Source organism: Agromyces cerinus (genome assembly GCF_016907835.1).
Classification (GTDB): Bacteria; Actinomycetota; Actinomycetes; order Actinomycetales; family Microbacteriaceae; genus Agromyces; species Agromyces nitratus.
The window spans coordinates 1,617,027-1,641,897 of sequence record NZ_JAFBCT010000001.1 but is presented as its reverse complement, the minus strand read 5'-3'; the positions used below and the strand labels follow the sequence as shown (position 1 = coordinate 1,641,897).

Below are 24,871 nucleotides of genomic sequence, written 5' to 3'. Positions count from 1 at the left end.
GAGGGGTATCGGTGACTGAAGACAAGTTCGATGATGACGCGGCGTCGCGTCCGGGGGCGGGCACACGCACGTCCGCACTCGACCGCGCGCGCAGATCGGCGGCATCCGGCGCACATTCGGCCGATGACACCGCGGCGAACCCGAGCGTTCGGGTCGACCTGCCACCGGCGCCGGTGCACGAGATGCCCGACGACGAGGTCGCCGTGGCGATCGACGACGTCGCGGTGAACCCGGGCAGCCTCGTCGGCGGTGGCAGCAGCACGACCTCGGTCGAGGTCATCACCCCTGCACTGGCCGGTGCCGGCTACCGGGGCGCGTCGCGTCGTGAGCCGTCGCCCTACAGCGCACTGCTCGCGTCCGATGCATCGAAGACCCGGCGCGAGCGCGTGAGCACCGACACGGGCAGCCACGTCGCCATCGTCGACGTTCCCGGCGACCCGGCGCTGCCCGCCGAGGTCCCCGAGACCGCGGACTCGCTCACCGCCGACCGGCTCATCGACCTGAACCGCACGACTCGGCCGGCGCCGCAGGGCGGCTTCAACCGACTCGTCTACGAGGCTTCCCTTCACCTCGTGAACCTCGGCGACTCGCCGAAGGTGCAGGCCTACAAGGCCATGAGCCAGCGCATCCAGCGACGGTTCGAGGGCGGCGCCCGGTTCGTGCCCGTGCTCACGCGCAAGGGCGGCGTCGGCAAGACGACGATCACGGCGCTCCTCGGCATGGCTCTCGCCGATGCACGCGACGACCGCATCATCGCGATCGACGCGAACCCCGACCGCGGCACCCTCGCCGAGCGCGTCGACCGGCAGACCCGCGAGACGGTGCGCGATGTCGTCGCGAAGGCCTCGTCGATCGGCGGCTACACCGACTTCTCGCGCTTCGTCTCGCGCGACGAGACGCGTCTCGACATCCTCGCGTCCGACACCGATCCGACCCTCTCCGAGGCGTTCGACGACAACGACTACAACGTCGTCGCCGGCCTCGCCGCCCGCTACTACTCGATCGTGCTGACCGACTGCGGCACGGGCATCGTGCACTCGGTCATGCGGGCCACGCTGCAGCGCGCCGACTCCGTCGTGATCGTGTCCGGCGGCAGCGTCGACGAGGCGCGCCTGGCGTCCGAGACGCTCACCTGGCTCGAGGCCAACGGCTACGGCGAACTCGTGCGCAACGCGGTCGTCGCGATCAACCTCGCCACGCAGGGCACGCACCTCGTGAAGGTCGATGAGATCGAGGCGCACTTCCAATCGAGGGTGCGCGAGATCGTGCGCATCCCGTACGACCCCCAGCTCGCCGCAGGTTCCGTCGTGAACTGGCACGAGCTGCGACCCGTCACCCAGCACGCGGCTCGAGAGCTCGCGGCGCTCGTGGTGGAAGGCATGCCCGCCGAGCGCGAGCACTGAAACGGAGAACCCTTGCCCGAACGTCCCATTCGCCTGTTCGGCGACCCCGTCTTGAAGACCGTCTCCGCCCCCGTCGAACAGGTCGACGATCGCGTGCGCGGGCTCGTCGCCGATCTGATCGACAGCGTCAGGCTGCCTGGACGGGCGGGAGTCGCGGCGTCCCAGATCGGCGTGAACCTGCGCGCGTTCAGCTACAACGTCGACGGTGAGGTCGGGTACATCCTGAATCCCGAGCTCGAGGTATCGGGCGACACGGAACTGATCGACGAGGGATGCCTCTCGGTGCCCGGTCTCTGGCACAAGACCCCGCGGCATCCGTTCGCGCGAGTGCGGGGCATCGACCTCGACGGCAACGAGATCGAGCTGTCGGGCACCGGGCTCATGGCCCAGGCGCTGCAGCACGAGACCGACCACCTCGACGGGCTGCTCTACCTCGATCGCCTCGAGAAGGACGAACGTCGCCTCGCGATGAAAGAGGTGCGCGAGTCGGACTGGTTCTGAGCTTCGATCGCATGACGAAGGCCCCGCGGAATCCGTGGGGCCTTCGTCATGCGTGAACGGCTCAGTGCACGATCGAGTGGCCCTCGGTCGCGGGAGCGCCGGAGTACATCGCCTCGATGTTCGGGCTGAAGTCCTCGAGGATGATGTTGCGCTTGATGCTGAGCTTCGGCGTCAGGTGGCCGCTGGCTTCGGTGAGCTCGGTCGGGAGGATGGTGAACTTGCGGATCGACTCCGCGCGCGAGACCGTCTCGTTGGCGGCGTCGATGGCACGCTGCACCTCGGCGAGCACCGCCGGGTTGACGGTGGCCTCGTCGATCGACATGCCGGCATCCTCGCCGTTGTTGTTGAGCCACACCGGGAGCATCTCGGGGTCGAGCGTGATGAGCGCCGAGATGAACGGCTTCTTGTCGCCGACGACGACGACCTGACCGACGAGCGGGTTCGCGCGGATGGGGTCTTCGAGCGCGGCGGGGGAGACGTTCTTGCCTCCGGCCGTGACGATGATCTCTTTCTTGCGGCCGGTGATGGTGAGGAATCCGTCGGCGTCGAAGGAGCCGATGTCACCGGTCTTGAACCATTCGCCGTCGAACGCCTCGGCCGTCGCCTCGGGGTTCTTCCAGTACTCCTTGAAGACGTCGATGCCCTTGATCTGCACCTCTCCATCGTCGGCGAGTCGTACAGCGACGCCCGGGAGCGTGGGGCCGACGGTGCCGATCTTCGACTTGCTGGCCAGGTTCACCGTGGCGGGCGCGGTCGACTCGGTGAGGCCGTAGCCCTCGAGGATCGTGATGCCGAGCGCGTGATAGAAGTGACCGAGTCGCGGACCGAGCGGGGCGGAGCCCGACACGGCGTACTTGACGTTGCCGCCCATGGCCGCCCGGAGCTTCGACAGCACGAGCGTGTCGAGCACCTTGAACTTGAGCTTGAGGCCGAGCGGCACCGAGCCCGCCTCTTTGGCCATGGAGTACGCCACGGCGGTCTCGGCGGCGGCGCGGAAGATCTTGCCCTTGCCGCCGGCTTCGGCCTTCTGCTCGGACGCGTTGTAGACCTTCTCGAACACGCGGGGCACGGCGAGGAGGAAGGTCGGCTTGAAGCTCGCGAGCGAGGGCAGCAACTGCTTCGTGTCGGCCTGGTGCCCCACGCGCACTCCGGCGTGCACCGACAGCACCGCGATGAAACGGGCGAACACGTGCGCCGTGGTGATGAAGAGAAGCGTGGAGGCGCCGTTGGGGTCGAGCACGACCTCGTCGAGTGCGACCGCGGCGTTGCGGGAGAGCTCGACGAAGTTCGAGTGCGTCAGCACGCAGCCCTTGGGCTTGCCGGTCGAGCCCGAAGTGTAGATGAGCGTCGCGATGTCGGAGCCGACCGCGAGATTGCGACGTCGCTCGATCTCCTCGTCGGGGACCTCGGTGCCGCCGGCGACGAGCTTGTCGAGGTCGCCGAGGTCGATCTGCCAGACGCCCCGGATGGCGGGGAGGTCGGGGTGCACCTCGTCGAACCGGGCGAAGTGGTCGGGCGTTTCGACGATGACGCCGATGGCGCCCGAATCGCTGAGGTTCCACCGCACCTGCGAGGGCGAGCTCGTCTCGTAGATCGGCACCAGCACGGCGCCCGCGAACCAGGTCGCGAAGTCGATCAGCGTCCACTCGTAGCGGGTCTTGCACATCAGGCCGATCTTGTCGCCCGGCTGGATGCCGGCGGCGACGAGGCCCTTCGCGAGGGCGATCACCTGGTCGTAGAACTCCTTCGTCGTCACCGGCGACCAGCCGCCGTCGGCGGTCGGGAGTGAGAACAGCACGGAGTCGGGCGTCGCGGCGACGCGATCGACGAGCAGATCTGTGGTGTTCGCTTCAGGGTCGGCAGCGACCACAGGTGGGGTAGCGAATTCGATCACGGTAGCTCCTTCGGCACCGGGAGGGTTGCACGCGGCTCGGGCACCAGCGCGAACCTCGGCATTGGGGTCGATTACACTCTAGTCGTTGCTCGCGACCGACCCAGGTCTCAGCTCCATCACGCTTCTTCCCCCTTCTGAAAGGCAGCCTTCCGGTGCATGCGATCGGTATCGACATCGGTGGAACGAAGATCGCCGGCGCGATCGTCGACCAGCTCGGCAACATCGTCGCCAGCGACCGCGTCCCGACGCCCGCCGGAGACTCGACGCTCCTCGAAGACGCGGTCGTGCAGATGATCGAGTCGCTCCGCGCTCGCGCAGAAGAGGAGATCGTCGCGATCGGCGTCGCAGCAGCGGGCTTCGTCGACGCGGCGCAGTCCACGGTCTACTACGCGCCCAACATCGACTGGCGCAACGAGCCCTTCCGCGAGAAGCTCGAGGCGCGGGTCGGCACGGCCGTCATCGTCGACAACGACGCCAATGCGGCAGGCTGGGCGGAGTTCCGCTTCGGTGCCGGGCGTCTCGTGAGCGACATGGTCATGCTCACCATCGGCACCGGCGTCGGTGGCGCGATCGTCGCCGGCGACCGCCTGTTCCGCGGCGGCTTCGGCGCGGGAGCCGAGCTCGGCCACCTGCGCGTCGTTCCCGATGGCCTCGCGTGCGGGTGCGGGCAGCGCGGATGCATCGAACAGTACGGTTCCGGCCGCGCGCTGCTGCGCATGGCGAACGAGATCGCCGATGCCGGCGGCATCGGTCAGGGCCTGGCGCGCGTGCGATCCGAGCACGGCGAGCTCGACGGTCGCCTCGTCGGCGAGTTGATCGCCGCGGGCGATGCCGGCGCCATCGCGGCCCTGCGGCAGCTCGGGCACTGGCTCGGCCAGGCCGCGGCGAGCCTCTCGGCAGTGCTCGATCCGCAGCGCTTCGTCTTCGGAGGCGGCGTGGCCGTGGCGGGCGAGCTCCTGCTGGAGCCGATCCGTGCCGCGTACCTCGAGCACCTGCCGGCCCGCGGCTATCACCCCGAGCCCGACTTCGTGATCGCCGAACTCGTCAACGACGCCGGAGTGGTCGGCGCGGCCGACCTCGCCCGCGTGTGGGTCGCCGAGCACGCCTGAGTCCCGCGACGCTAGGCTGAGTCGGTGCTGAAGAGGGAAGGGGGAGTCCGTTGTTCTACTGGATCATGAAGAACCTCGTGATCGGTCCGATCCTCCTCTCGATCTTCCGGCCGTGGGTCGTCGGCCTCGAGAACGTGCCGAAAGAGGGCGCGGTCGTGCTCGCCTCGAACCACCTCTCGTTCATCGACTCGATCTTCCTGCCGCTGATCGTCGACCGTCCGGTCGTCTTCCTCGCCAAGAGCGAGTACTTCACGGGCAAGGGCCTCAAGGGCTGGGCGACGAAGGTCTTCTTCCAGGCGGCCGGCCAGCTGCCGATCGACCGTTCGGGCGGCAAGGCCTCCGAGGCGTCGCTCGAAACGGGTCTCCGGGTACTCGGCGAGGGCAAGATCCTCGGCATCTACCCCGAGGGCACTCGCAGCCCCGACGGCAAGCTCTACCGCGGGCGCACGGGCGTCGCACGCATGGTGCTCGAAGCGGGCGTCCCGGTGATCCCCGTCGCGATGATCGGCACCGAGCACGTCATGCCGATCGGCTCGCGTCTGCCCAAGGTGCGGCGCATCGGCATCATCCTCGGCGAGCCGGTGGACTTCAGTCGTTTCGAGGGACTCGAGGGGGATCGGTTCGTGTTGCGTTCCGTGACGGACGAACTCGTCTACGACCTGCGCGGTCTGAGCGGCCAGGAGTACGTCGACGTGTACGCCAGTTCGGTGAAGGAGAAGCGGGCCTCGCAATCGCGATAGGCTCATTCCGCGGGGACGCGACGTGCGTCGCCGTTTCTCTTTTCGGCGCCGTCGTGCGCCCCGAACCCTCAGGACGTTCCCCGTGGTACAGCTCGTCGAGCCGGTCGTGAATGCAGATCCCTCCGTGATTGCCGGCCTCGACTATTGGCGCACCCTCCCCATCAAGCAGCAGCCGACCTGGCCCGACGTCGAGGCCGCGCACGCGGCATCCGCCGAGCTCGCGACGCTGCCGCCGCTCGTCTTCGCCGGCGAGGTCGACACGCTCCGCGACCGACTCGCAGCAGCCTCGCGCGGCGAGGCGTTCCTGCTGCAGGGCGGCGACTGCGCCGAGACCTTCGCGGGCGCGACGGCCGACCAGATCCGCAACCGCGTGAAGACCGTGCTGCAGATGGCGGTCGTGCTCACGTACGGCGCATCGATGCCGGTCGTGAAGATGGGCCGTATGGCAGGGCAGTTCGCCAAGCCCCGTTCGAGCGACACCGAGACGCGCGGCGACGTCACGCTGCCCGCGTACCGCGGTGACATCGTGAACGGCTACGACTTCACCCCCGAGTCGCGTGCGGCCGATCCCAACCGGCTGATCAAGGGGTACCACACGGCGGCCTCGACGCTGAACCTCATCCGGGCGTTCACGCAGGGCGGCTTCGCCGACCTCCGCCAGGTGCACTCGTGGAACCAGGGCTTCGCCTCGAACCCGGCGAACGCCCGCTACGAGAACATGGCTCGCGAGATCGACCGAGCGATCAAGTTCATGGAGGCGTGCGGCGCCGACTTCGAGGCGATCAAGCACACGGAGTTCTACACGGGCCACGAGGGCCTGCTCATGGACTACGAGCGCCCCATGACCCGCATCGACTCGCGTACGGGCACCCCGTACGACACCTCGAGCCACTTCATCTGGATCGGCGAGCGCACCCGTGAACTCGACGGCGCGCACGTCGACTTCCTCTCGCGCGTGCGCAACCCGATCGGTGTGAAGCTCGGCCCGACGACTACGCCCGAGACGATGCTCGAACTCGTCGAGAAGCTCGACCCCGAGCGCGAGCCGGGTCGACTCACCTTCATCACCCGTATGGGCGCCGGCAAGATCCGTGACGCGCTGCCGCCCCTGCTCGAGGCGATCAAGGCGAGCGACGCGAGCCCGCTGTGGGTCACCGACCCCATGCACGGCAACGGCATCACGACGCCCAACGGCTACAAGACGCGTCGGTTCGACGACGTGGTCGACGAGGTCAAGGGCTTCTTCGAGGCGCATCGCGACGCGGGCACGCACCCGGGCGGCATCCACGTCGAGCTCACGGGCGACGACGTCACCGAGTGCCTCGGCGGCTCGGAGCACATCGACGAGGAGACGCTGGCCACGCGATACGAGTCGCTGTGCGACCCGCGGCTGAACCACATGCAGTCGCTCGAGCTCGCGTTCCTCGTGGCCGAGGAGCTCGCGGCGCGCTGACGCGGACACGATCGAGACGCAGAACGGCGGATGCCCCGGGGCATCCGCCGTTCTGCATGTCTCGGGCTCATCGGCCGAAGCGTCGGGCTCAGAGCGTGAGCTGACCGACGATCGTGATGGTCGATCCGCGCACGCGCTTCTCTCCGGCGGGAGGGTCAGACGACGTGACCGTCGCCAGATCGAGGAAGAGGTCGGGCAGGCTGTAGCTGACGTCGAATTCGGCCTTCTCGAGTTCGGCCTTCGCTTCGGTCATGGTCTTGCCGACGACGTCTGGCACCTCGACGAGGTCTTGACCCTTCGAGAGCGTCAGGTTGATCGTGTCGCCCTGTCGCACGACCTCGGTCGTCGGCTCTGCGGCGACGACGCTGCCGTCGGCGATCTCGCCCGAGTTGTCGAAGACGGAGTCGAGGTAGGCGAACTTCAACCCGGCCTTGGTGAGCGCGGCCTCCGCATCGGCGCTGGGCATCGCGATGACGTTCGGGATCGGGCCGGCGGAGACCACGAGCGTCAGCTCGCCGAGCTCGGGGTACTCGGCGCCGACCGACTTGCCGTCGGCATCGAGCACGTCGATGACCGTGTCGGCGGCGACGTCATCGGAGAACTGGAGCACGTTCGGATCGACGACGGTGAAGTCCTTCAACGTCGCACGCGCGTCGGCCGACGGCGCGCCTCGAACCTCGGGGACGGGCAGTATCTGCGGGCCCTGTGAGACGTAGAGCGTGACGGTCGAGCCGCGTTGCGCCTGTTCGCCTGCCTCGGGGTCGGTGCCCGACACCTTGCCCTTCTCGATGACGGGGTCGTTGCGTTCGGCGGGCTCGACCGAGAAACCGGCCTTCTCGAGCGCGGCGGTCGCGGCGGCGGGGGCGAGGTTCGCCGTCGCGGGCACGGGAGCGAGGGCGCCGGGGCCCGCGCCGAAGTACCAGCCGGTGCCCGCTGCGAGCCCGGTCAGCAGGAGCACGAGGGCGATGATCCAGTAGCCGCGGCGCTTGCGGCGCTCGGCGCTCTTCGCGAGCGCCTCGGTGTCGTCGCCGTCGGATGCCTCGAGGGTCGCCGTCGCCGCGACGGGCGCCGCGCCCGCGCCGAGCACGCGCGTCTCGGCGGTCACCGCCGTGCCCGGCAACGCGCCACCCGGAAGCACCATCGTCGCCTGCGTCTGCAGGGGACGATGCGATGCACGGATCTCCGGCTCGACCTCGCGCAGGCGCTCGAGCATCTCGCGGGCGTCGTTCGGGCGCGCCTCGGGGTCGCGGTTCGTGGCCCAGAGCACGAGCTCGTCGAGCTCGACGGGAACCGCCGGGTTCTTCGAGCTCGGCGTCGGCACCTGGTCGTTCGCGTGCTGGTAGGCGATGGCCATCGGCGCCTCGCCCACGTAGGGCTGCTCGCCGGTGAGCATCTCGTACATCATGATGCCGACCGCGTAGATGTCGCTGCGGGCATCTGCCACGCCGCGGGTCACGAGTTCGGGGGAGAGGTAGGCGATCGTGCCGAGCAGCGCCTGACCGGTGGCCGTGTTGGCGCTTGCGGCACGGGCGAGCCCGAAGTCCCCGAGCTTGATGCGCCCGTCATCGGCGAGCAGCACGTTCTCGGGCTTCAGGTCGCGGTGCACGATGCCCGCCTTGTGCGCGGCGGCGAGTCCGGCGAGCACGGCGTCCATGATGTCGACGGTCTGCTCGGGGGTGAGCTTCTTGTAGTCCTTCAGCAGTTCGCGCAGGGTGATGCCGGGCAGGTACTCCATGACGAGGTAGGCCATGTCGGCGTCTTGGCCCTGGTCGAACACGTTCACGACGTTCGGGTGCGCGAGACGCGCGGCCGAGCGGGCCTCTTGCACGAACCGGGTCTTGAAGGTGTTGTCGTCGGCGAGGTGGCCGTGCATGATCTTGATCGCGACGCGGCGCTCGAGGCGCAGGTCGGTCGCGAGGTACACCGTGGCCATGCCGCCGCGGGCGATCCGGGAGCGCACCTGATAGCGGCCGTCGATGAGACGGCCGATCATGGGGTCGACAGGCGCAGTGGTCACTCTGAGAGTCTACGAAGAGCTATATGCCGCAACCGTTGCAAACGCCGACGGCGCGCCGATCGCAACCCCATCGTGATGCTCGGCGACCCCGGTCAGCCGAGTTCCGACAGCCAGGCGCGCGCCGAGGACTCCCACTTCGCGTAGTGGTCGGGGTGCGCGCTCAACTGCACTGCCTGCGCGGCCTGCGTCACGGTGAGCGATTCCCACCCGGGGATGTCGAGCAGGCCGCGGGTGCGTCCGGCATTGGGGTTGGCGGCGCCGCCGTAGAACGCGGTCGCGGCGCGCACCGGGTCGAGCACCTCTTCGACGGTGCCCCAGCCCTGGCTCGGGCGCTGCTGGAAGAGGCCGAGCGAGTCGTGGTCGCCGTATTCGGGATTCTTCAGGCCCGACTCCTGCGCCGCGGCGGCGAGGGCGACGACGATGCCCTGGTCGGGCACCCCGAGTGCGCGTCCGACGTCGACGATGATGAGGGCGTTGCCGCGCATCTCCTCGGTGAGGGCGACGCTGACCGAGGCGACGCTGACGGCGGCGACCGGTCGAGCGACCCGCAGCACCTGGCCGGCGCGGATCACCGCTCCGGCGTCGAGGCTGTTGATCGCGACGAGTTCCGGGACGTCGAGGTCGTGCCGCGCGGCGATGTCCCAGAGGGTGTCGCCGTCGACGACGGTGTAGACGTCACCGCGCGACGGCGCCGGGGAAGCCGGTGTCGGCGCAGCCGGTGCCGGGGCGGCGGGGGCCGGCGTCGCGGAGGCGGGAGCCGCGGCATCCGTGCCGCCTGGAGGCAGCACGATCGACTGCCCCGGGAAGATCAGGCTCTGCCGGCCGAGCCCGTTGGCACTCAGCATCTGGTCGAGTGAGACGCCGTAGGCGGCGGCGATGCCGCTCATGGTGTCGCCGGCGACGACCGTGTGTCTGGTGAGTTCGGCGGCGACGGGCTCCGGTGCCGGGGCGGGGGTGCCGCTGCCGGGCAGGGCCAGGCGTTGCCCGGGGAAGATCAGGCTCGACCAGCCGAGCCCGTTGAGCGCGAGGATGTCGGCGGTCGCCACGCCGTACCGTTCGGCGATGCCGCTCACCGTGTCGCCGTCGCCCACGGTCACCTCCGACGGCACGGAAGCGGAGGAGGCGGTCGTCGATGCGGCGGCATGGCGGACGGGACCGTCGTTCGAGGCCTTCACCTTGGGCATGCGCTTGGCCGACTGCGGCGCCGCCTCTGCGGGTTGCGCGATGCCGAGCGTGACCGCGATGGTCGACACGACGGCGAGCGGCAGGGTGATCAGGCGACGGATGCCCCGGCGACGGTCGTTCACGTCGCGTGCATGCCGGCGCGGATGGTCGACCGGGCCGTTCGCGGTCTCGGCGTCGTACGTCATCGTTGCCCCCTTGCGCCCCGGCTTGGTGCTCCCGGGCCCCCGCGGCAACCGTCGCATAGCGTGTTGGGGGAGTCAAACACCTCGACGCGAGTCTCTCGAAGCGGGCGGAGTGAGGCTGCTGAGGTGTGTCGCGATCGATGGTTCCGCAAGACGCCCGGCTCGTGGCAGTCTTGGTATGTGACCGATGCTGCCGAAACCGACTGGCTGACCGTTCCCGACCTCGTCGAGATGCTCGGGCAGAGCCCGAGCCGCATTCGTCGACTCATCGACGACCGGCACCTGCTCGCCGCGCGCGTCGACGGCGTGCTCAAGGTGCCCTCGGTGTTCCTGCGCGACGACGCTCCGCTGCCCGAACTGTACGGAACGGCGAACGTGCTCGCCGACAACGGCTTCACCGACGCCGAGGCGCTCGAGTGGATGCTCGCCGAGGACGACAGCCTCGGCACGTCGCCGATCGCAGCGCTCCTCGCCGGGCGCAAGGCCGAGGTGCGCCGCGTGGCGCAGGCGCTCGCCTGAACCGCTGAACCGCGTCAGCTCGTGCGGCGGGTGACCGCCCGTGCAAGCGAGCCGAGTTCGGCGCGGGCGTCCCTGCTGATCGGCGCGGCCTCGAGCGCCTCTGCGGCCTTGGCGACGTTCGAGGTGATGAGTGCCTCGACCTCGTCGACGGCGCCGCATTCGCGGATGGTCTGCTGCAGCATCCTGACCTGTTCGGGCGCGAGCTCGGGATCTCCGAGGAGTTCGTCGAGCAGACGGCGCTGGCCGGGTGCGAGTCGCTCGCGGGCGATCGCGATGAGCATGGTGCGCTTGCCCTCGCGGAGGTCGTCGCCGCTCGGCTTGCCCGTGACCTCTGGGTCGCCGAACACGCCGAGCAGGTCGTCGCGCAACTGGTAGGCGATGCCGAGCGGCAGGCCGAACGCGCGGAGCGAATCGAACTGCGCGGCCGAGGCGCCGGCGATTGCGCCGCCGATCACGAGCGGCGCCTCCACGCTGTACTTCGCCGACTTGTAGACGATGACGCGCTCGGCGCGGAGCCGCTGCTCCGATTCGGCCTGGCTCCGCCACGCGCGCTCCTCGAGGATGTCGAGGTACTGACCGGCCGTGACCTCGGTGCGCATGCGCATGAACTCCGAGCGCGCCCGGCGTGCGGCGTCGCGGTCGGGGAGCGCCGCGAGCCCCTCGTCGAGCAGTTCGTCGCTCCACCCGAGCAGCAGGTCGCCGAGCAGGATCGCCGATGCGCGACCGAACTCGGGTGCCGAACCCGCCCAGCCCGAATCCGCGTGCAACTGCTCGAAGAGGCGATGCCCCGAGGGGGCGCCTCGTCGGGTGTCGGAGTTGTCGATGATGTCGTCGTGGAGCAGCGCCGCGGCGTGGAAGAGCTCGAGCGCGGCGGCGGCGGAGACGACGGGGAACCTGTCGCGCCCGCCCTCGGCGGCGAACGGGTCGAAACCGCGCCCGCCGATCGCTTCCCAGCCCCAATAGCAGAACAGCGCCCGGAAGCGCTTGCCTCCGCTGAGAAACCGCCTTGAGAACGCGTCGAGCGGTTCGAGGTCGGGGCTGATCTCGCGGAGAATGGAAGTGCGTTCGGCGAGGAAATCCTCGATGCGTTCGTGCACCATATCGACCAGTCGGGAACCGTGAGCCACCCGCCTAGCCTAGCGAGGCTGAGCAGGGCTAGAATGGACTCGGATGCGTCGATCCCGAGCCTGAGGGGAATGAGATGCCGCTTTCGGAGCAGGAGCAACGTCTTCTCGAGGAGATGGAGCGGAACCTCTATCGCAATGACGCCGACTTCGTGCAAGCGGTCGGCGGTGTTCGTGGTCGACGGCCGAACTACCGGGCCATCGTGCTCGGAGTGCTGCTCGCCGTCGCCGGCGCGGGCGCGCTGATCGCGGGCGTGGCCTCGCAACTCCTCATCATCGGGGTCGTCGGCTTCGCCCTCATGTTCGCCGGGGTGCTCGTCGCGATCACCCCGTCCAAACGCGGCGCAGCAACCGCCGCCCCCGCAGAGGCGCCGGCCGCGAATCGACGCGGTCGCGGCATCACGGGCGGCAGCTTCATGGACCGCATGAACGAGCGTTGGGATCGCCGCCAAGACGGCCAGGGCTGATCCCTCCACTTCGCACCACCTGAACGGGTCGATCTTCGGATCGGCCCGTTTTTCGTGCGCCCGGGCGGCACTCCGCCGTCTCAGCCCGGCGCGCTGCGCGGCATCCGCTGCCTGAATGTGCCGTTCGCATCGGCCATGGCGATCGTTCGCGCCGGATCCCTCCACTCCACTCCACCCGCTTGATCCCTGTATTCACGGGGCACGCTCATGCGATGACACGCCACGATGCGCGAATGTCGTTGATTGGTGGATGAGAGTGGAGTAAAGTGGGGTCACCTGGATTCTGGCCGGAGGAAAGGGGGTGGTGTGGTGTTCCTCGGTAGCTATGAACCAAAGCTCGATGAGAAGGGCCGCGTCATTCTTCCGGCGAAATTCCGGGAGGAGCTCTCGAGCGGTCTCGTGCTCACGCGCGGGCAGGAACACTGCATCTACGTGTTCAGCGCGCGGGAGTTCGAGAGCATGAGCGACAAGATCCGCCAAGCCCCGGTAACGAGCAAGCAGGCGCGCGACTACATGCGCGTCTTCCTCTCGGGGGCTTCCGCGGAGACCCCCGACAAGCAGCATCGCGTCACCATCCCCGCCACGCTCCGCGCCTACGCGGGCCTCGACCGCGACCTCACGGTCATCGGAACGGGCAGCCGGGTGGAGATCTGGGACGCGACGGCATGGGCGAGCTACCTCGCCGAGCAAGAGGCGGCCTTCGCGGACACGGCGGAGGAGGTGATCCCCGGACTCTTCTAGTCCTCGGGCTCCGACCCCCAGCCGGCCGCGCCTGGTGCACTTCCCCGCATCAGGACGAACGGATGGGGATCGGAACCCGAGGCCACGAAGGCAAGGCGGAATCATGGACATCGAACGCATTCACACCCCGGTCATGCTCGAGCGCACGCTCGAACTCCTGGCCCCGGCCCTCGAGGCCGACGGCGCCGTGATGGTCGACGCGACCCTCGGCATGGGCGGCCACACCGCCGCGTTCCTCGAGCACTTCCCGAAGCTCACGGTCATCGGACTCGATCGCGACACCGACGCACTCGGCATCGCCCGCGAGCGACTCGCGAAGTTCGGCGACCGTGCCCGATTCGTGCACACGGTCTACGACGGCATCGTCGAGGCCGTTCGCAGCGAGGGGTTCCGCGAGGTGCAGGGCGTGCTCTTCGACCTCGGCGTCTCCTCGCTCCAGCTCGACCGCGCCGAGCGCGGCTTCGCCTACTCGAAGGATGCGCCGCTCGACATGCGCATGGACTTCACGAGCGGCCGCACCGCGGCCGATGTGATCGCAGAGGAGAGCGAAGAGGAGCTTCGCCGGATCTTCCTCGACTACGGCGAGGAGAAGCTCGCCGCGCGCTACGCGAGGGCGATCGTGCGGGCGCGAGCGGAGGCCCCGATCACGCGTTCGGCCGAGCTCGTCGCCATCATCCAGGCGGCGACCCCGGTCGCGATCCAGCGGCAGGGTCACCCCGCAAAGCGGGTGTTCCAGGCGCTGCGCATCGAGGTCAACGAGGAGCTCTCGGTGCTCGAGCGGGCGATGCCCGCCGCGCTCGACACCATCGCCGTCGGCGGCCGCATCGTCGTACTGGCCTACCAGTCGCTCGAGGATCGGATCGTCAAGCGTTCGCTCGCCGCAGCGTCGAGCTCGTCGGCTCCGGCCGGCCTGCCGATGGAGCTGCCCGAGCACCGGCCCGAGTTCAAACTCCTGGTGCGGGGCGCCGAACTCGCGAGCGAAGACGAGCAGGCGGAGAACCCGAGGGCCAAGCCCGTGCGGCTCCGTGCCGCTGAGCGCGTGCGGAGGCCGTCATGAGCGCCGTGCAGGCCCAGTCCCTCCCCGCCCCCCGGCGGGTCGGTCCCGAGCGCCCGCAGCGACGGCTCCGCCCGGCGCCCGAACGAGCGCCTCGGTCGAAGCCGAGGCTCGCATACGCGGTCATCGCGCTCGGCGGCGTGGCGGTCATCATCGTGGCGCAGCTCCTGCTCTCGATCGCGGTGACGCAGGGAGCGTACGAGATCGATGCGCTGCAGATGCAGCAGACGACGCTCACCCGCGACGAGCAGAAGCTCTCCGAAGACCTCGACCGCGTCGAGTCGCCCCAGTTCCTCGCCACGAAGGCCGAGGGGCTCGGCATGGTGCCGAACTCGGACCCCGTCTATCTCCGACTCTCCGACGGCGCCGTGCTCGGCGAGCCGAAGGCGGCCGAAGGCGGTGCCGGGGCGTCCGCGCCGCTCGTCCCGAATGCGCTGATCGACGGCGTGCCGTCGACCGGCAAGGCACAGGCGGGGGAGACTCCGACCGGAGGAACTCCCGGTCGGGCTGATGGTGCGACACCCGGGGCTCCTGCGGGGGCTCCGGCGGCGCCTGTCGACGGCGGACTGCCGACGCCCGCCACGCACTGACCGTTCTACCGCTTGCGAGGACCCACTCGATGAACCGCACCAGCCGCCACCCGATGCGGCGGATCCTGCTCTCCGCCGCAGTGCTCCTGGCCCTGGTCGGCGTCTTCGTCGTCCGCCTCGTCGACATCCAGATCGTCCGTGCGGCCGAGCTCAACGAGCAGGCGCAGGACGCACGTTCGGAGCCGGTCACCGTCTGGGGATCACGTGGCGACATCGTCGATGCGAACGGCAAGGTGCTCGCCGACAGCGTGATGCGGTACGACATCGTGCTGTCGCCGAAGCAGGCGTCGAAGGCGATCGTCGAGCGCGAAGTACCCGATCCCGACAACCCCGACAAGACGAAGGACGTCGTCGTGCCGATGCCCGAACTCGCGGCGGAGCTCGGCGAAGTGGTCGGACTGACCGGCGACCAGGTGGAGGGCATCATCTCCGCCGAGCTCGCTGAAGACCCGAACGCGGACTACGCCTACGTCGCCAAACTCGTCGACACCGAGACCTACGAGAAGGTGAAGGCGCTCGACATCCCGTGGGTGTACGCCGATGATCACCCGAGTCGTCGGTACCCCAACGGTGCCGTCGCCGGCAATCTCGTGGGCTGGGTCGACCCCGACGGCGAACCCGTCGCCGGCCTCGAACGCTCCGAGGACGAATGCCTCGCGAGTGAGAACGGCAAGGTCAGCTACCTGCACAGCCTCCAGGACTGGGTGAAGATCCCCGGCACCGAGATCGTGCACAAGCAGGCCCATGACGGCGGCATGCTGCAGCTCACGATCGACACCGACCTGCAGTGGGCCGTGCAGCGCATCGCCGAGGCCCGGGTGCAGGAGGTCGGCGCCGAGTGGGCGACCGTGACCGTCATGGAGGCGAAGACCGGGCGACTCCTCGCGGTCGCCGACGTGCCGACGGTCGACCCGAACAAGCCGTCCGCGACCGACGAGGAGGATCGAGGCTCCCGCTCGTTCACCGCGCCCTTCGAGCCCGGCTCGACGTTCAAGGCGCTCACCGCGGCATCCGTGATCAACGCGGGCCTCGCCGATCCCTTCAGCAAGATCACGGCGCCCTACCGCATCGTGTTCCCCAACGGGGCGAACATCAACGACAGCTCGAGCCACGAAGACCTGCCGCTGACACTCACCGGCGTGCTCATCGAGTCCTCGAACACGGGGATGTCGCAGTTCGGCGAACTGATGACCGACCGGGCCCGCTACGACGACATGCTGAAGTTCGGCCTCGGCAGCCCGACCGAGGTCGGATTCCTCGCGGAGGAGCCGGGCGACCTGCACGGCGACCCCGACGAGGACTGGGACAACCAGACCAAGTACGCGACGATGTTCGGCCAGGGGTTGACCACGACCGCGGTGCAGATCGCGAGTGTCTACCAGACCATCGCGAACGGCGGCGTGCGCATGCCGGTCAGCCTCGTCGACAGATGCATCAACGAGGACGGCACTGCGACGCCGGCCCCGTCGAAGGGCGAGCGGGTGATCTCGGCCGAAGCCGCGTCGGAGACGAGCCAGATGCTCGAGCGCGTCTACCAGGACGCCTGGCTCTCCGACGAGTGGAACATTCCGGGCTACCGGGTCGCCGCGAAGACCGGCACCGCCCAGTTCCCCGACGGCAAGGGCGGCTACCGCAAGGAGTACCTCGTCTCGGTCTCGGGGTTCGCTCCGGCGGACGATCCGCAGTTCGTCGTTTCGGTGAGCATCATGAATCCCGTTAAGATGAATTCGTCCGCCGCATCCGCTCCCGTCTTCCAAGAGGTGATGAGCCAGGTGCTGAAGAAGTACCGGACCGTTCCATCCGGCGCCCCGGCGCCCGAGCTGCCAGCCACCTGGTGAGAAAGTTGGGTTCGTGACCGGAACGCCTCTCACGGCTCTCCGGCCGAAGCACCCGAGTCCCCGATCGCTTCCCGGCCTCGCCGAAGCGTTCGGATTCGCCGTGCTCGGCGAGATCGACGGTCTCGAGGTGACCGGAGCCGGCCTGTCCTCGAAGAGCGTGCAGCCCGGCGACCTGTACGTCGGGGTGCCCGGGCGCAACGCCCACGGCGCCGACTTCGCGGCATCCGCTCGTGAGGCGGGCGCCGTCGCGCTGCTCACCGATGCCGCGGGCGCCGAGCGCGCGGCCGATGCCGGCCTCCCGATCCTCGTGACCGACGACGTGCGCGCGGCGCTCGGCGAGGTCGCGGCGTGGATCCACCGCACCGCCGAGAACCCCGCGACGTTCTTCGCCGTCACCGGCACCAACGGCAAGACGAGCGTCGTCTACCTGCTGTACGGCATGCTCCGCCAGCTCGGCATCATGGCCGGCCTCACGTCGACGGCCGAGCGGCGCATCGGCGACGAGGCCGTGACGAGCTCGCTCACGACCCCCGAGGCGAGCGAGCTGCACGCGCTGCTCGCCCGCATGCGCGAGGTCGACGTGCGCGCTGTCGGCATCGAGGTCTCCGCGCAGGCGCTCTCGCGCCACCGCGTCGACGGACTCGTCTTCGACGTGGTCGGGTTCACCAACCTGACGCACGACCACCTCGACGACTACAGCTCGATGGACGAGTACTTCGAGGCGAAGCGCGAGCTGTTCCAGCCCGAGCGATCGCGACGCGGCGTGGTCACGGTCGACTCCGAGTGGGGCAGTCGCCTCGTCGCCGAGTCGCGCATCCCCGTGACGACCCTCGCCTCGGTCGACGGCGTCGAGGCCGACTGGCGCATCACGGTGCTCGAAGAGGGCGCCGACCACACGTCGTTCCGACTTGACGGCCCCGATGGTCGCCGGATCGAGACCCAGGTGCCGCTGCTCGGCTGGTACATGGCCGCCAACGCCGCCCTCGCGATCGTCATGCTCACCGAGGCCGGGTACGACCTCGACCTCATCGGCGCCGCGCTCGAGCGCGACGGCGGCGTGCAGGCGTACATCCCGGGCCGTGCAGAGCGCATCTCGGGCGATCGCGGTCCGGTGGTCTACATCGACTACGGCCACAGCCCCGACGCCTTCCTGCAGACCCTCGGTGCGATCCGCCGTTCGACGGCGGGCCGAGTCGTCATGGTCTTCGGCGCCGACGGCGACCGCGACACCACGAAGCGCGCAGAGATGGGCGCGATCGCCGCCCGCGGGGCCGACGTGGTCGTCATCACCGATTTCCACCCGCGGTTCGAAGACCCGGCCTCGATCCGCGCCGCGCTCATCGCCGGCGCTCGCGAGGCCGTTCCCGACCGCGAGATCCACGAGATCGCCGATCCGCGCGAGGCGTTCCGCGCCGCGCTCGCCCTGGCGGGCGACGGCGATGCGATCCTCTACGCCGGCCCCGGTCACGAGGACTACCACGAAGTGAAGGGCGTCAAGATCCCGTACTCCGCAAGAGACGATTCCCGGCAGGCACTGCGCGACGCGGGGTGGCTCGCATGATCGCCATGACCCTGGCCGAGATCGCTTCGGCCACCGCCGGCGCGCTTCGGCTCGACGCCACCCAGGCCACGCCCGACACGATCATCGACGGGGTCGTGACGACCGACTCCCGAGAGGTCGGCGCGGGCGGCGTGTTCGTCGCCAAGCGCGGCGAGTTCGACGACGGCCACCGCTTCGCCCCGGCCGCAGCCGAACAGGGCGCCGCCCTGCTCATCGTCGAACACGCCCTCGACCTCCCCGTGCCGCAGATCGTCGTCGCCGACTCGGTCGACGCCCTCGGCGCCCTCGCGAGCGAGGTCGTGCGCCGGGTGCGCGCACTCGGGCGACTGCGCATCGTCGGCGTCACCGGCTCGAACGGCAAGACGACCACGAAGAACCTCCTGCGCACGGTGCTCGAGCGCGTCGGCCCGACCGTCGCTGCCCGCGCCTCGTTCAACAACGAGGTCGGCGCGCCGATCACGATGCTCGAGCTCACGAACGAGACCGAGTTCCTCGTCGCCGAGATGGGCGCCTCGGGCGTCGGCGAGATCGCACGGCTGGTGCGCATGGCTCGGCCGGACGTCGGCATCGTGCTGAAGGTCGGCCTCGCCCACGCCGGTGAGTTCGGCGGCATCGAGCAGACCGTGCTGGCCAAGTCCGAGATGGTCACCGACCTCGTCGAGACGGATGTCGCGGTGCTGAACGCCGACGACCCGCGCGTGGTGCCCATGGCGGGCCTCACCGCGGCGCGCGTCATCTGGTTCGGATTCGGCGAGTCCGCCGACGTCCGGGCGACCGACATCCGCGCCCACGCGCGCGGCACCGAGTTCACCGTGACGATCCCCGGCGGCGAGTCTGCACGGGTGCAGTTCTCGGTGCTGGGGGAGCACCACGTCATGAACGCACTCGCGGCCATCGCGGCATCCGTCGAACTCGGCGTACCGCTCGCCGCGGTCGTCGCCGCGCTCGAGCAAGTGACCCTCGCCGAGCGCTGGCGCATGCAGGTCATGGGCGGTCGCGACGGCGTCACGATCATCAACGACGCCTACAACGCGAGCCCCGACTCGATGTCGGCCGCGCTGAAGACGCTCGCGCAGGTGAAGAACCCCGAGGCCCGCACGATCGCGGTGCTCGGTGAGATGAGCGAGCTCGGGGAGTTCTCGGGCGAGGAGCACGATCGCATCGGACTGCTCGCGGTGCGGCTCGGCATCTCGCAACTCGTCGTGGTGGGAGCCGGCGCACGTCGCCTGCACATCACGGCGATCAACGAGGGCTCGTGGGACGGCGAATCCGCCTTCGTCGAGTCCGCCGACGAGGCGTTCGACCTCGTCACGTCGTCCGTGCGCCCCGGCGACACGGTATTGGTGAAATCGTCGAATGCGGCGGGTCTCCGCCTGCTGGGCGACCGACTGGGAGAATGGTTCGCGTGAGCGCTGTTCAGGTACGCGGCGGGGCAGGGCACACGGCCGGCCTGCCCGACGATCGACTGGGAGAGTGGTTCGCGTGAGAGCACTGCTGACCGCTGGGGCGTTGTCGCTCGCCTTCACGCTGTTTCTGACCCCGCTGTTCATCCGGCTGTTCACACGGCTCGGGTGGGGGCAGTTCATCCGCGACGACGGGCCGCAGAGCCATCACGTCAAGCGCGGCACGCCCACCATGGGCGGCATCATCTTCATCCTGGGCACCCTCTTCGGGTACTTCGTCGCGACGCTGCTCGTCAGCGACGAGAAGCCGACGGCGACGGGCCTGCTCGTGCTGTTCATGATGGTCGGACTCGGCGTGGTCGGCTTCATCGACGACTTCCTGAAGACCCGCAAGAAGCAGAGCCTCGGTCTCGGCGGCTGGGCGAAGGTCGTCGGCCAGGTGATCATCGCCGGGGCGTTCGCCCTGCTCGCGCTCCAGTTCCCGAACGATCGCGCGATCACTCCCGCCGATACCAAGATCTCGTTCATCAGGGACCTGCCGCTCGACTTCATGGTGTTCGGCGCGGTCGTCGGCGTGATCCTCTACGTCATCTGGATCTGCCTGCTCGCGGTCGGCACCTCCAACGCGGTCAACGTCACCGACGGCCTCGACGGACTCGCCGGCGGCGCCTCGATCCTCGCGATCGGCTCGTTCGTCATCATCGGCTTCTGGCAGTTCAACCAGTCGTGCGCGTCCGCCGGCCTGAACCCGTCCGACGAGTACCGCTGCTACGACGTGCGCGACCCGCTCGACATCGCGATCGTGGCGACCGCGATCGTCGGCGGTCTCATCGGCTTCCTGTGGTGGAACACGAACCCCGCGAAGATCTACATGGGCGACACCGGTTCGCTGGCGCTCGGCGGCGCACTCGCGGCACTCGCGATCGTCAGCCGCACCGAGCTCCTCCTGCTGCTCATCGGCGGCCTCTTCGTGATCGAGACCGGTTCGGTCATCGTGCAGCGGGCGTACTTCAAGCTCTCGCACGGCAAGCGCATCTTCCTGATGAGTCCGATCCACCATCACTTCGAGTTGAAGGGATGGGCGGAGGTCACGATCGTCGTGCGCTTCTGGATCATCGGCGGCCTGCTCGTGGCGGCAGGCGTCGGCGCCTTCTACTTCGAGTGGCTGCAGAGCTGATGACGGATGCCGCTTCGCCCGTCTCCGATCGTCTCGATGCGCTGACCAGCTGGAACGCCGATTGGCGCGGTCTCCGGGTCGTCGTCATGGGTCTCGGCGTCACGGGGTTCGCCGTCGCCGACACGCTGACCGAGCTCGGCGCGTCGGTGCTCGTCGTCGCGCCCGAGGTCGACGACGATCGTGCACGCATCCTCGAGGTCATCGGGGCCGGTCTGCTGCGGCATCCGCTCGATGCCGTGCCCGCCGAGGTCGTCGAGTTCGCACCCGAGCTCATCGTCGCCTCGCCGGGGTTCCACCCCGATCACCCGCTGCTCTCGTGGGCGGCCGAGTCGTCGATCGCGGTGTGGGGCGACATCGAACTGGCCTGGCGGGTGCGCGACAAGGTCAATACGGCCGAGTGGATCCTGGTCACCGGCACGAACGGCAAGACGACGACCGTGCAGATGGCGGCGACATTCCTCGCGGCGAACGGCCTGCGCGCGGCGCCGTGCGGCAACATCGGCGTGCCGGTGCTCGACGCCGTGCGCGACCCGGGCGGGTTCGACGTGCTCGTCGTCGAGCTCTCGAGTTACCAGCTGCACCACCTGCCGACGTCGGGACCGGGCGCGCTGCACCCGTGGGCGAGCACCGTGCTGAACATCGCCGACGACCACCTCGACTGGCACGGTTCGTTCGAGGCCTATCGGGCCGCGAAGGCGACGGTCTACGAGAACACGAAGGTCGCGTGCGTGTTCAACCGGGCCGACGAGGCCACGCGCCGCATGGTCGAAGACGCCGAGGTCGAGGAGGGCGCGCGCGCCATCGGCTTCGGGCTCGACGTGCCGGGGCCGAGCGACTTCGGCGTCGTCGAGGGAATCCTCTGCGACCGCGCGTTCCTCGACGAACGGCACTCCGCGGCGCTCGAGATCATCACGCTCGATGAATTGGAACCTCGAGGGCTCACCGCCCCGCACGTGGTGGCCAACATCCTCGCGGCGTCGGCCCTCGCCCGCTCGTTCGGCGTGCCGGTCGGCGTGATCCATGACGCGCTCGGCTCGTTCCGGCTCGACGCCCACCGCATCGAGACGGTGGCGGTCTCCGGCGGCATCCGCTGGGTCGACGACTCCAAGGCGACGAATCCGCACGCGGCCGAGGCGTCGCTGCGGGCGTTCGGCAAGGTCGTCTGGATCGTCGGAGGCCTCCTCAAGGGCGTCGACGCCGATGCACTCGTGGCAGCCCACGTCGCACGCCTCCGCGCCGCGATCGTGATCGGCGCCGACCGCGCCGCGCTCGTCGCCGCGTTCCGCCGACACGCGCCCGAGCTGCCGCTCTTCGAAGTGGTCACGGATGACACTGAGACGGTGATGCCCGACGCGGTCGCGCTGGCCGCGGCGGTCGCTGAAGAGGGCGACACCGTGCTCCTCGCGCCCGCTGCGGCGTCGATGGACCAGTTCGCCGACTACGGTGATCGCGGACGGCGGTTCCACGACGCGGTCGGATCGATGCTGGGAGGTGAGGCGGATGGCGACTCCGCCCCGCGCGAACCGCTCCCCGGAGCCTGAGCGCACCGGCGTCTCGGCCTCCAGGATCCGTCTCGGGCGCGTCTTCCGCGTCGAGTCGGCCGACTACTTCCTGCTGCTCGGCACGACGCTCTTCCTGGTCGTCTTCGGCCTCGTGATGGTGCTCTCCGCCTCCGTCGTGCAGTCGCACCTCGAAGACGAGAGCTTCTATGCGCAGGCGCTGCGTCAGGGACTCTTCGCCGTCTTCGGCATCCCGCTCATGCTCATCGCGAGTCGCATGCCAGAGACGTTCTGGATGCGGCTCGCCTGGCCCGCCCTGATCCTCTCCTGCATTCCGCAGCTCCTCGTCGTCGCGACACCCCTCGGCGTCGAGAAGGGCGGCAACACGAACTGGCTCGAGATCGGCTCGGTGCAGTTCCAACCGTCGGAGTTCATCAAAGTGGCCCTCGTGATGTGGCTCGGCCTCATCGTCACGAAGAAAGAGGCGCAACTCGGCGACTTCGTGCACGGGGTGCTGCCGATCGTGCTCGTCGGCGGCGGCGCGATCGGCCTCGTGCTCCTCGGCGGCGACCTCGGCACCGTCATGATCATGGGCGCCATGCTGCTCGGCGCGCTGTTCCTCATCGGGGTGCGGCTGCGGCTGCTGCTGCCGCCGATCTTCGCGGCCATCATTCTGTTCGCGATCGTCGCGGTCTCGAGCCAGAGTCGCATGCGCCGGATCACCTCCTTCCTCGACGCCGACTGCGTGAGCGGTGGCAGCGGCGACTCCGTCAGCGACTGCTGGCAGATCCAGCACGGATCGTTCGCCCTCGCGAACGGCGGCGTCTTCGGCGTCGGGCTCGGCAACTCGGCCGCGAAGTGGTCGTGGCTGCCCGCCGCCGACAACGACTTCATCTTCGCGATCATCGGCGAAGAGCTCGGCCTGATCGGCGCGATCGTGGTCATCGCCATGTTCGTCGTGCTCGCGGTGGCGCTCGGGCGCGTGCTGCGCGGGGCGCGCACGCCGTTCGCTCGCACGGCCACGGCTGCGGTGCTCGTGTGGATCATCGGTCAGGCGTGTGTCAATATCGGTGTCGTGCTCGGCGTCTTCCCCATCCTCGGTGTGCCGTTGCCGCTCGTCTCCGCGGGTGGCACGGCTCTGCTCACAACGCTCTTCGCGATCGGCATCGTCTTGTCGGTCGCGCGCGATCCCGAAGCCCCGGCGCGCGCCGCGGCACGTGCGGCGGCACGCAAGAGCGGTCGCCCCGCAGCATCGCGGGCGGCACGATGACCACCTACCTCCTCGCCGGTGGCGGCACCGCCGGCCACGTCAACCCCTTGCTCGCGGTCGCCGACCGGCTGCGCGAACGCGACCCCGAGGCATCCGTGCTCGTGCTCGGCACGGCCGAAGGCCTCGAGGCCCGACTCGTGCCCGCCCGCGGCTACGAGCTCCTGACGATCGCGAAGGTGCCGTTCCCGCGCCGGCCCAACCGTGCAGCCGTGGCCTTCCCGGCGCGATTCCGCGAGTCGATCGCCGCAGTACGCCGCATCATCGACGAGCGAGGCGTCGACGTCGTCGTGGGCTTCGGCGGCTACGTCTCGACCCCGGCGTACCTCGCCGCGCGTCGCGCCGGCATCCCCGTCGCGATCCACGAGGCGAACGCACGCCCCGGTCTCGCGAACCGACTCGGCGCGCGCTTCGCCGCGACGGTCGGCGTCGCCTTCGACGGCACGCCGCTGCCCGGCGCCCGACTCGTCGGCATGCCGCTGCGCCGCGAGATCGAGACCCTCGATCCGGCCACCCTCCGAGGCGAGGCCGCTGCCCACTTCGACCTCGACCCGTCGCGACCGGTGCTCCTCGCCACCGGCGGTTCGCTCGGCGCCAGGCGCATCAACCGCACGATGGTCGACTCGGCCGACGCGATCACGGCTGCCGGATGGCAGGTGCTGCACGTCACCGGTGCGAAGTCCGAGGTCGTCGACCCCGACGTGGCCGACTACCGCATGGTCGAGTACGCCGACCGCATGGACCTCGCCCTCGCCGTCGCCGACGCCGCGGTCTCGCGCGCCGGGGCCGCCACGGTGTGCGAACTCTCGGCGCTCGGCATCCCCGCCGTCTTCGTGCCGTACCCGGTCGGCAACGGCGAGCAGCGGTTCAACGCCGCCGGCGTGGTCTCGGCCGGGGGAGCCGTGCTCGTCGACGACGCCGACTTCGTGCCCGAGTGGGTCGACGCGACCCTGCTGCCGATGCTCTCCGACGCCGGCCGTCTCCGGGTCATGGCGGAGGCCGCCGCATCCGTCGGGTTCCGCGACGGCACCGACCGCATGGTCGCCCTCGTCGACGAGGCGCTCGGCGAGCCAGCCGGCGCCGCCCCGTCGGGCGCGTAACGTTGAGTGAGCGGATGCCGCGACATCCGCTCGCCCGAACCGGCGCC

21 protein-coding genes are annotated in these 24,871 nt (G+C 69.5%); 17 read left to right on the top strand and 4 right to left on the bottom strand.

What is annotated here, in order from left to right; translation table 11 throughout:
• Positions 1 to 11: 11 nt before the first annotated feature.
• Positions 12 to 1,403 carry a MinD/ParA family ATP-binding protein gene (locus tag JOE59_RS07560; RefSeq protein WP_307836995.1) on the top strand — a complete coding sequence of 464 codons (1,392 nt, stop codon included), beginning with the start codon at positions 12 to 14 and terminating at the stop codon, positions 1,401 to 1,403.
• A gap of 12 nt (positions 1,404 to 1,415) precedes the next feature.
• A complete protein-coding gene (gene def / locus JOE59_RS07555) occupies positions 1,416 to 1,904 on the top strand; it encodes a peptide deformylase (protein WP_204459609.1) in 489 nt (162 codons plus the stop codon).
• A 61-nt stretch (positions 1,905 to 1,965) separates the two neighbouring features.
• Here def and JOE59_RS07550 read toward each other — a convergent pair whose 3' ends face one another.
• Entirely contained in the window at positions 1,966 to 3,798 is a 1,833-nt protein-coding gene (locus tag JOE59_RS07550; RefSeq protein WP_204459608.1) for an AMP-dependent synthetase/ligase, read from the bottom strand.
• 152 nt (positions 3,799 to 3,950) lie between these two features.
• Here JOE59_RS07550 and JOE59_RS07545 point away from each other — a divergent pair, with 152 nt between their 5' ends.
• From JOE59_RS07545 to JOE59_RS07535, 3 genes are all read left to right on the top strand, one after another.
• Complete coding sequence (locus tag JOE59_RS07545) at positions 3,951 to 4,907, top strand: ROK family glucokinase (protein WP_204459607.1); 957 nt, start codon at positions 3,951 to 3,953, stop codon at positions 4,905 to 4,907.
• Between the two features lie 50 nt (positions 4,908 to 4,957).
• Positions 4,958 to 5,647: a lysophospholipid acyltransferase family protein gene (locus JOE59_RS07540; RefSeq protein WP_056008212.1), complete on the top strand. Its 690-nt coding sequence runs from the start codon at positions 4,958 to 4,960 to the stop codon at positions 5,645 to 5,647.
• 124 nt (positions 5,648 to 5,771) lie between these two features.
• On the top strand, positions 5,772 to 7,100 hold the full coding sequence (locus tag JOE59_RS07535; RefSeq protein WP_204463300.1) for a class II 3-deoxy-7-phosphoheptulonate synthase: 1,329 nt from the start codon (positions 5,772 to 5,774) through the stop codon (positions 7,098 to 7,100).
• 88 nt (positions 7,101 to 7,188) lie between these two features.
• Here the strand turns inward: JOE59_RS07535 and pknB are convergent, their stop codons facing one another.
• Positions 7,189 to 9,117, bottom strand: a complete 1,929-nt coding sequence (gene pknB, locus JOE59_RS07530) for a Stk1 family PASTA domain-containing Ser/Thr kinase (protein ID WP_307836994.1) — start codon at positions 9,115 to 9,117, stop codon at positions 7,189 to 7,191.
• Positions 9,118 to 9,209: 92 nt separating this feature from the next.
• A complete protein-coding gene (locus tag JOE59_RS07525; protein WP_239560139.1) occupies positions 9,210 to 10,487 on the bottom strand; it encodes a muramidase family protein in 1,278 nt (425 codons plus the stop codon).
• A 177-nt stretch (positions 10,488 to 10,664) separates the two neighbouring features.
• Between JOE59_RS07525 and JOE59_RS07520 the strand changes: the two genes are divergently transcribed.
• Complete coding sequence (locus tag JOE59_RS07520) at positions 10,665 to 11,003, top strand: Rv2175c family DNA-binding protein (RefSeq protein ID WP_307836993.1); 339 nt, start codon at positions 10,665 to 10,667, stop codon at positions 11,001 to 11,003.
• A 14-nt stretch (positions 11,004 to 11,017) separates the two neighbouring features.
• Here the strand turns inward: JOE59_RS07520 and JOE59_RS07515 are convergent, their stop codons facing one another.
• The gene (locus JOE59_RS07515) at positions 11,018 to 12,130 is read right to left on the bottom strand and encodes a polyprenyl synthetase family protein (RefSeq protein ID WP_204459606.1); all 1,113 of its coding nucleotides are present in this window, start codon (positions 12,128 to 12,130) and stop codon (positions 11,018 to 11,020) included.
• A 74-nt stretch (positions 12,131 to 12,204) separates the two neighbouring features.
• On the opposite strand from JOE59_RS07515, the gene JOE59_RS07510 reads away from it, so the two are divergent.
• From JOE59_RS07510 to murG, 11 genes are all read left to right on the top strand, one after another.
• On the top strand, positions 12,205 to 12,594 hold the full coding sequence (locus tag JOE59_RS07510; RefSeq protein ID WP_204459605.1) for an SCO2097 family morphological protein: 390 nt from the start codon (positions 12,205 to 12,207) through the stop codon (positions 12,592 to 12,594).
• Positions 12,595 to 12,903: 309 nt separating this feature from the next.
• Positions 12,904 to 13,335, top strand: coding sequence for a division/cell wall cluster transcriptional repressor MraZ (gene mraZ / locus JOE59_RS07505; RefSeq protein WP_056651561.1), 432 nt, complete (start codon positions 12,904 to 12,906; stop codon positions 13,333 to 13,335).
• Between the two features lie 103 nt (positions 13,336 to 13,438).
• Positions 13,439 to 14,392, top strand: coding sequence for a 16S rRNA (cytosine(1402)-N(4))-methyltransferase RsmH (rsmH, locus tag JOE59_RS07500; RefSeq protein ID WP_204459604.1), 954 nt, complete (start codon positions 13,439 to 13,441; stop codon positions 14,390 to 14,392).
• Complete coding sequence (gene ftsL / locus JOE59_RS07495; RefSeq protein ID WP_204459603.1) at positions 14,389 to 14,979, top strand: cell division protein FtsL; 591 nt, start codon at positions 14,389 to 14,391, stop codon at positions 14,977 to 14,979. Before rsmH ends, ftsL begins: the two co-directional genes overlap by 4 nt.
• Before the next feature lie 29 nt (positions 14,980 to 15,008).
• On the top strand, positions 15,009 to 16,817 hold the full coding sequence (locus JOE59_RS07490; protein WP_204459602.1) for a peptidoglycan D,D-transpeptidase FtsI family protein: 1,809 nt from the start codon (positions 15,009 to 15,011) through the stop codon (positions 16,815 to 16,817).
• Between the two features lie 13 nt (positions 16,818 to 16,830).
• Entirely contained in the window at positions 16,831 to 18,378 is a 1,548-nt protein-coding gene (locus JOE59_RS07485; protein WP_204459601.1) for a Mur ligase family protein, read from the top strand.
• A complete protein-coding gene (locus JOE59_RS07480; protein WP_204459600.1) occupies positions 18,375 to 19,787 on the top strand; it encodes a UDP-N-acetylmuramoyl-tripeptide--D-alanyl-D-alanine ligase in 1,413 nt (470 codons plus the stop codon). The genes JOE59_RS07485 and JOE59_RS07480 overlap by 4 nt, the downstream gene beginning before the upstream one ends.
• A gap of 73 nt (positions 19,788 to 19,860) precedes the next feature.
• Entirely contained in the window at positions 19,861 to 20,958 is a 1,098-nt protein-coding gene (gene mraY / locus JOE59_RS07475) for a phospho-N-acetylmuramoyl-pentapeptide-transferase (protein WP_204459599.1), read from the top strand.
• Positions 20,958 to 22,499: a UDP-N-acetylmuramoyl-L-alanine--D-glutamate ligase gene (gene murD, locus JOE59_RS07470; protein ID WP_204463296.1), complete on the top strand. Its 1,542-nt coding sequence runs from the start codon at positions 20,958 to 20,960 to the stop codon at positions 22,497 to 22,499. Before mraY ends, murD begins: the two co-directional genes overlap by 1 nt.
• Positions 22,459 to 23,727, top strand: coding sequence for a putative lipid II flippase FtsW (gene ftsW / locus JOE59_RS07465; protein ID WP_204459598.1), 1,269 nt, complete (start codon positions 22,459 to 22,461; stop codon positions 23,725 to 23,727). The genes murD and ftsW overlap by 41 nt, the downstream gene beginning before the upstream one ends.
• Entirely contained in the window at positions 23,724 to 24,824 is a 1,101-nt protein-coding gene (gene murG / locus JOE59_RS07460) for an undecaprenyldiphospho-muramoylpentapeptide beta-N-acetylglucosaminyltransferase (protein ID WP_204459597.1), read from the top strand. The genes ftsW and murG overlap by 4 nt, the downstream gene beginning before the upstream one ends.
• The last annotated feature ends 47 nt before the right edge of the window (positions 24,825 to 24,871 follow it).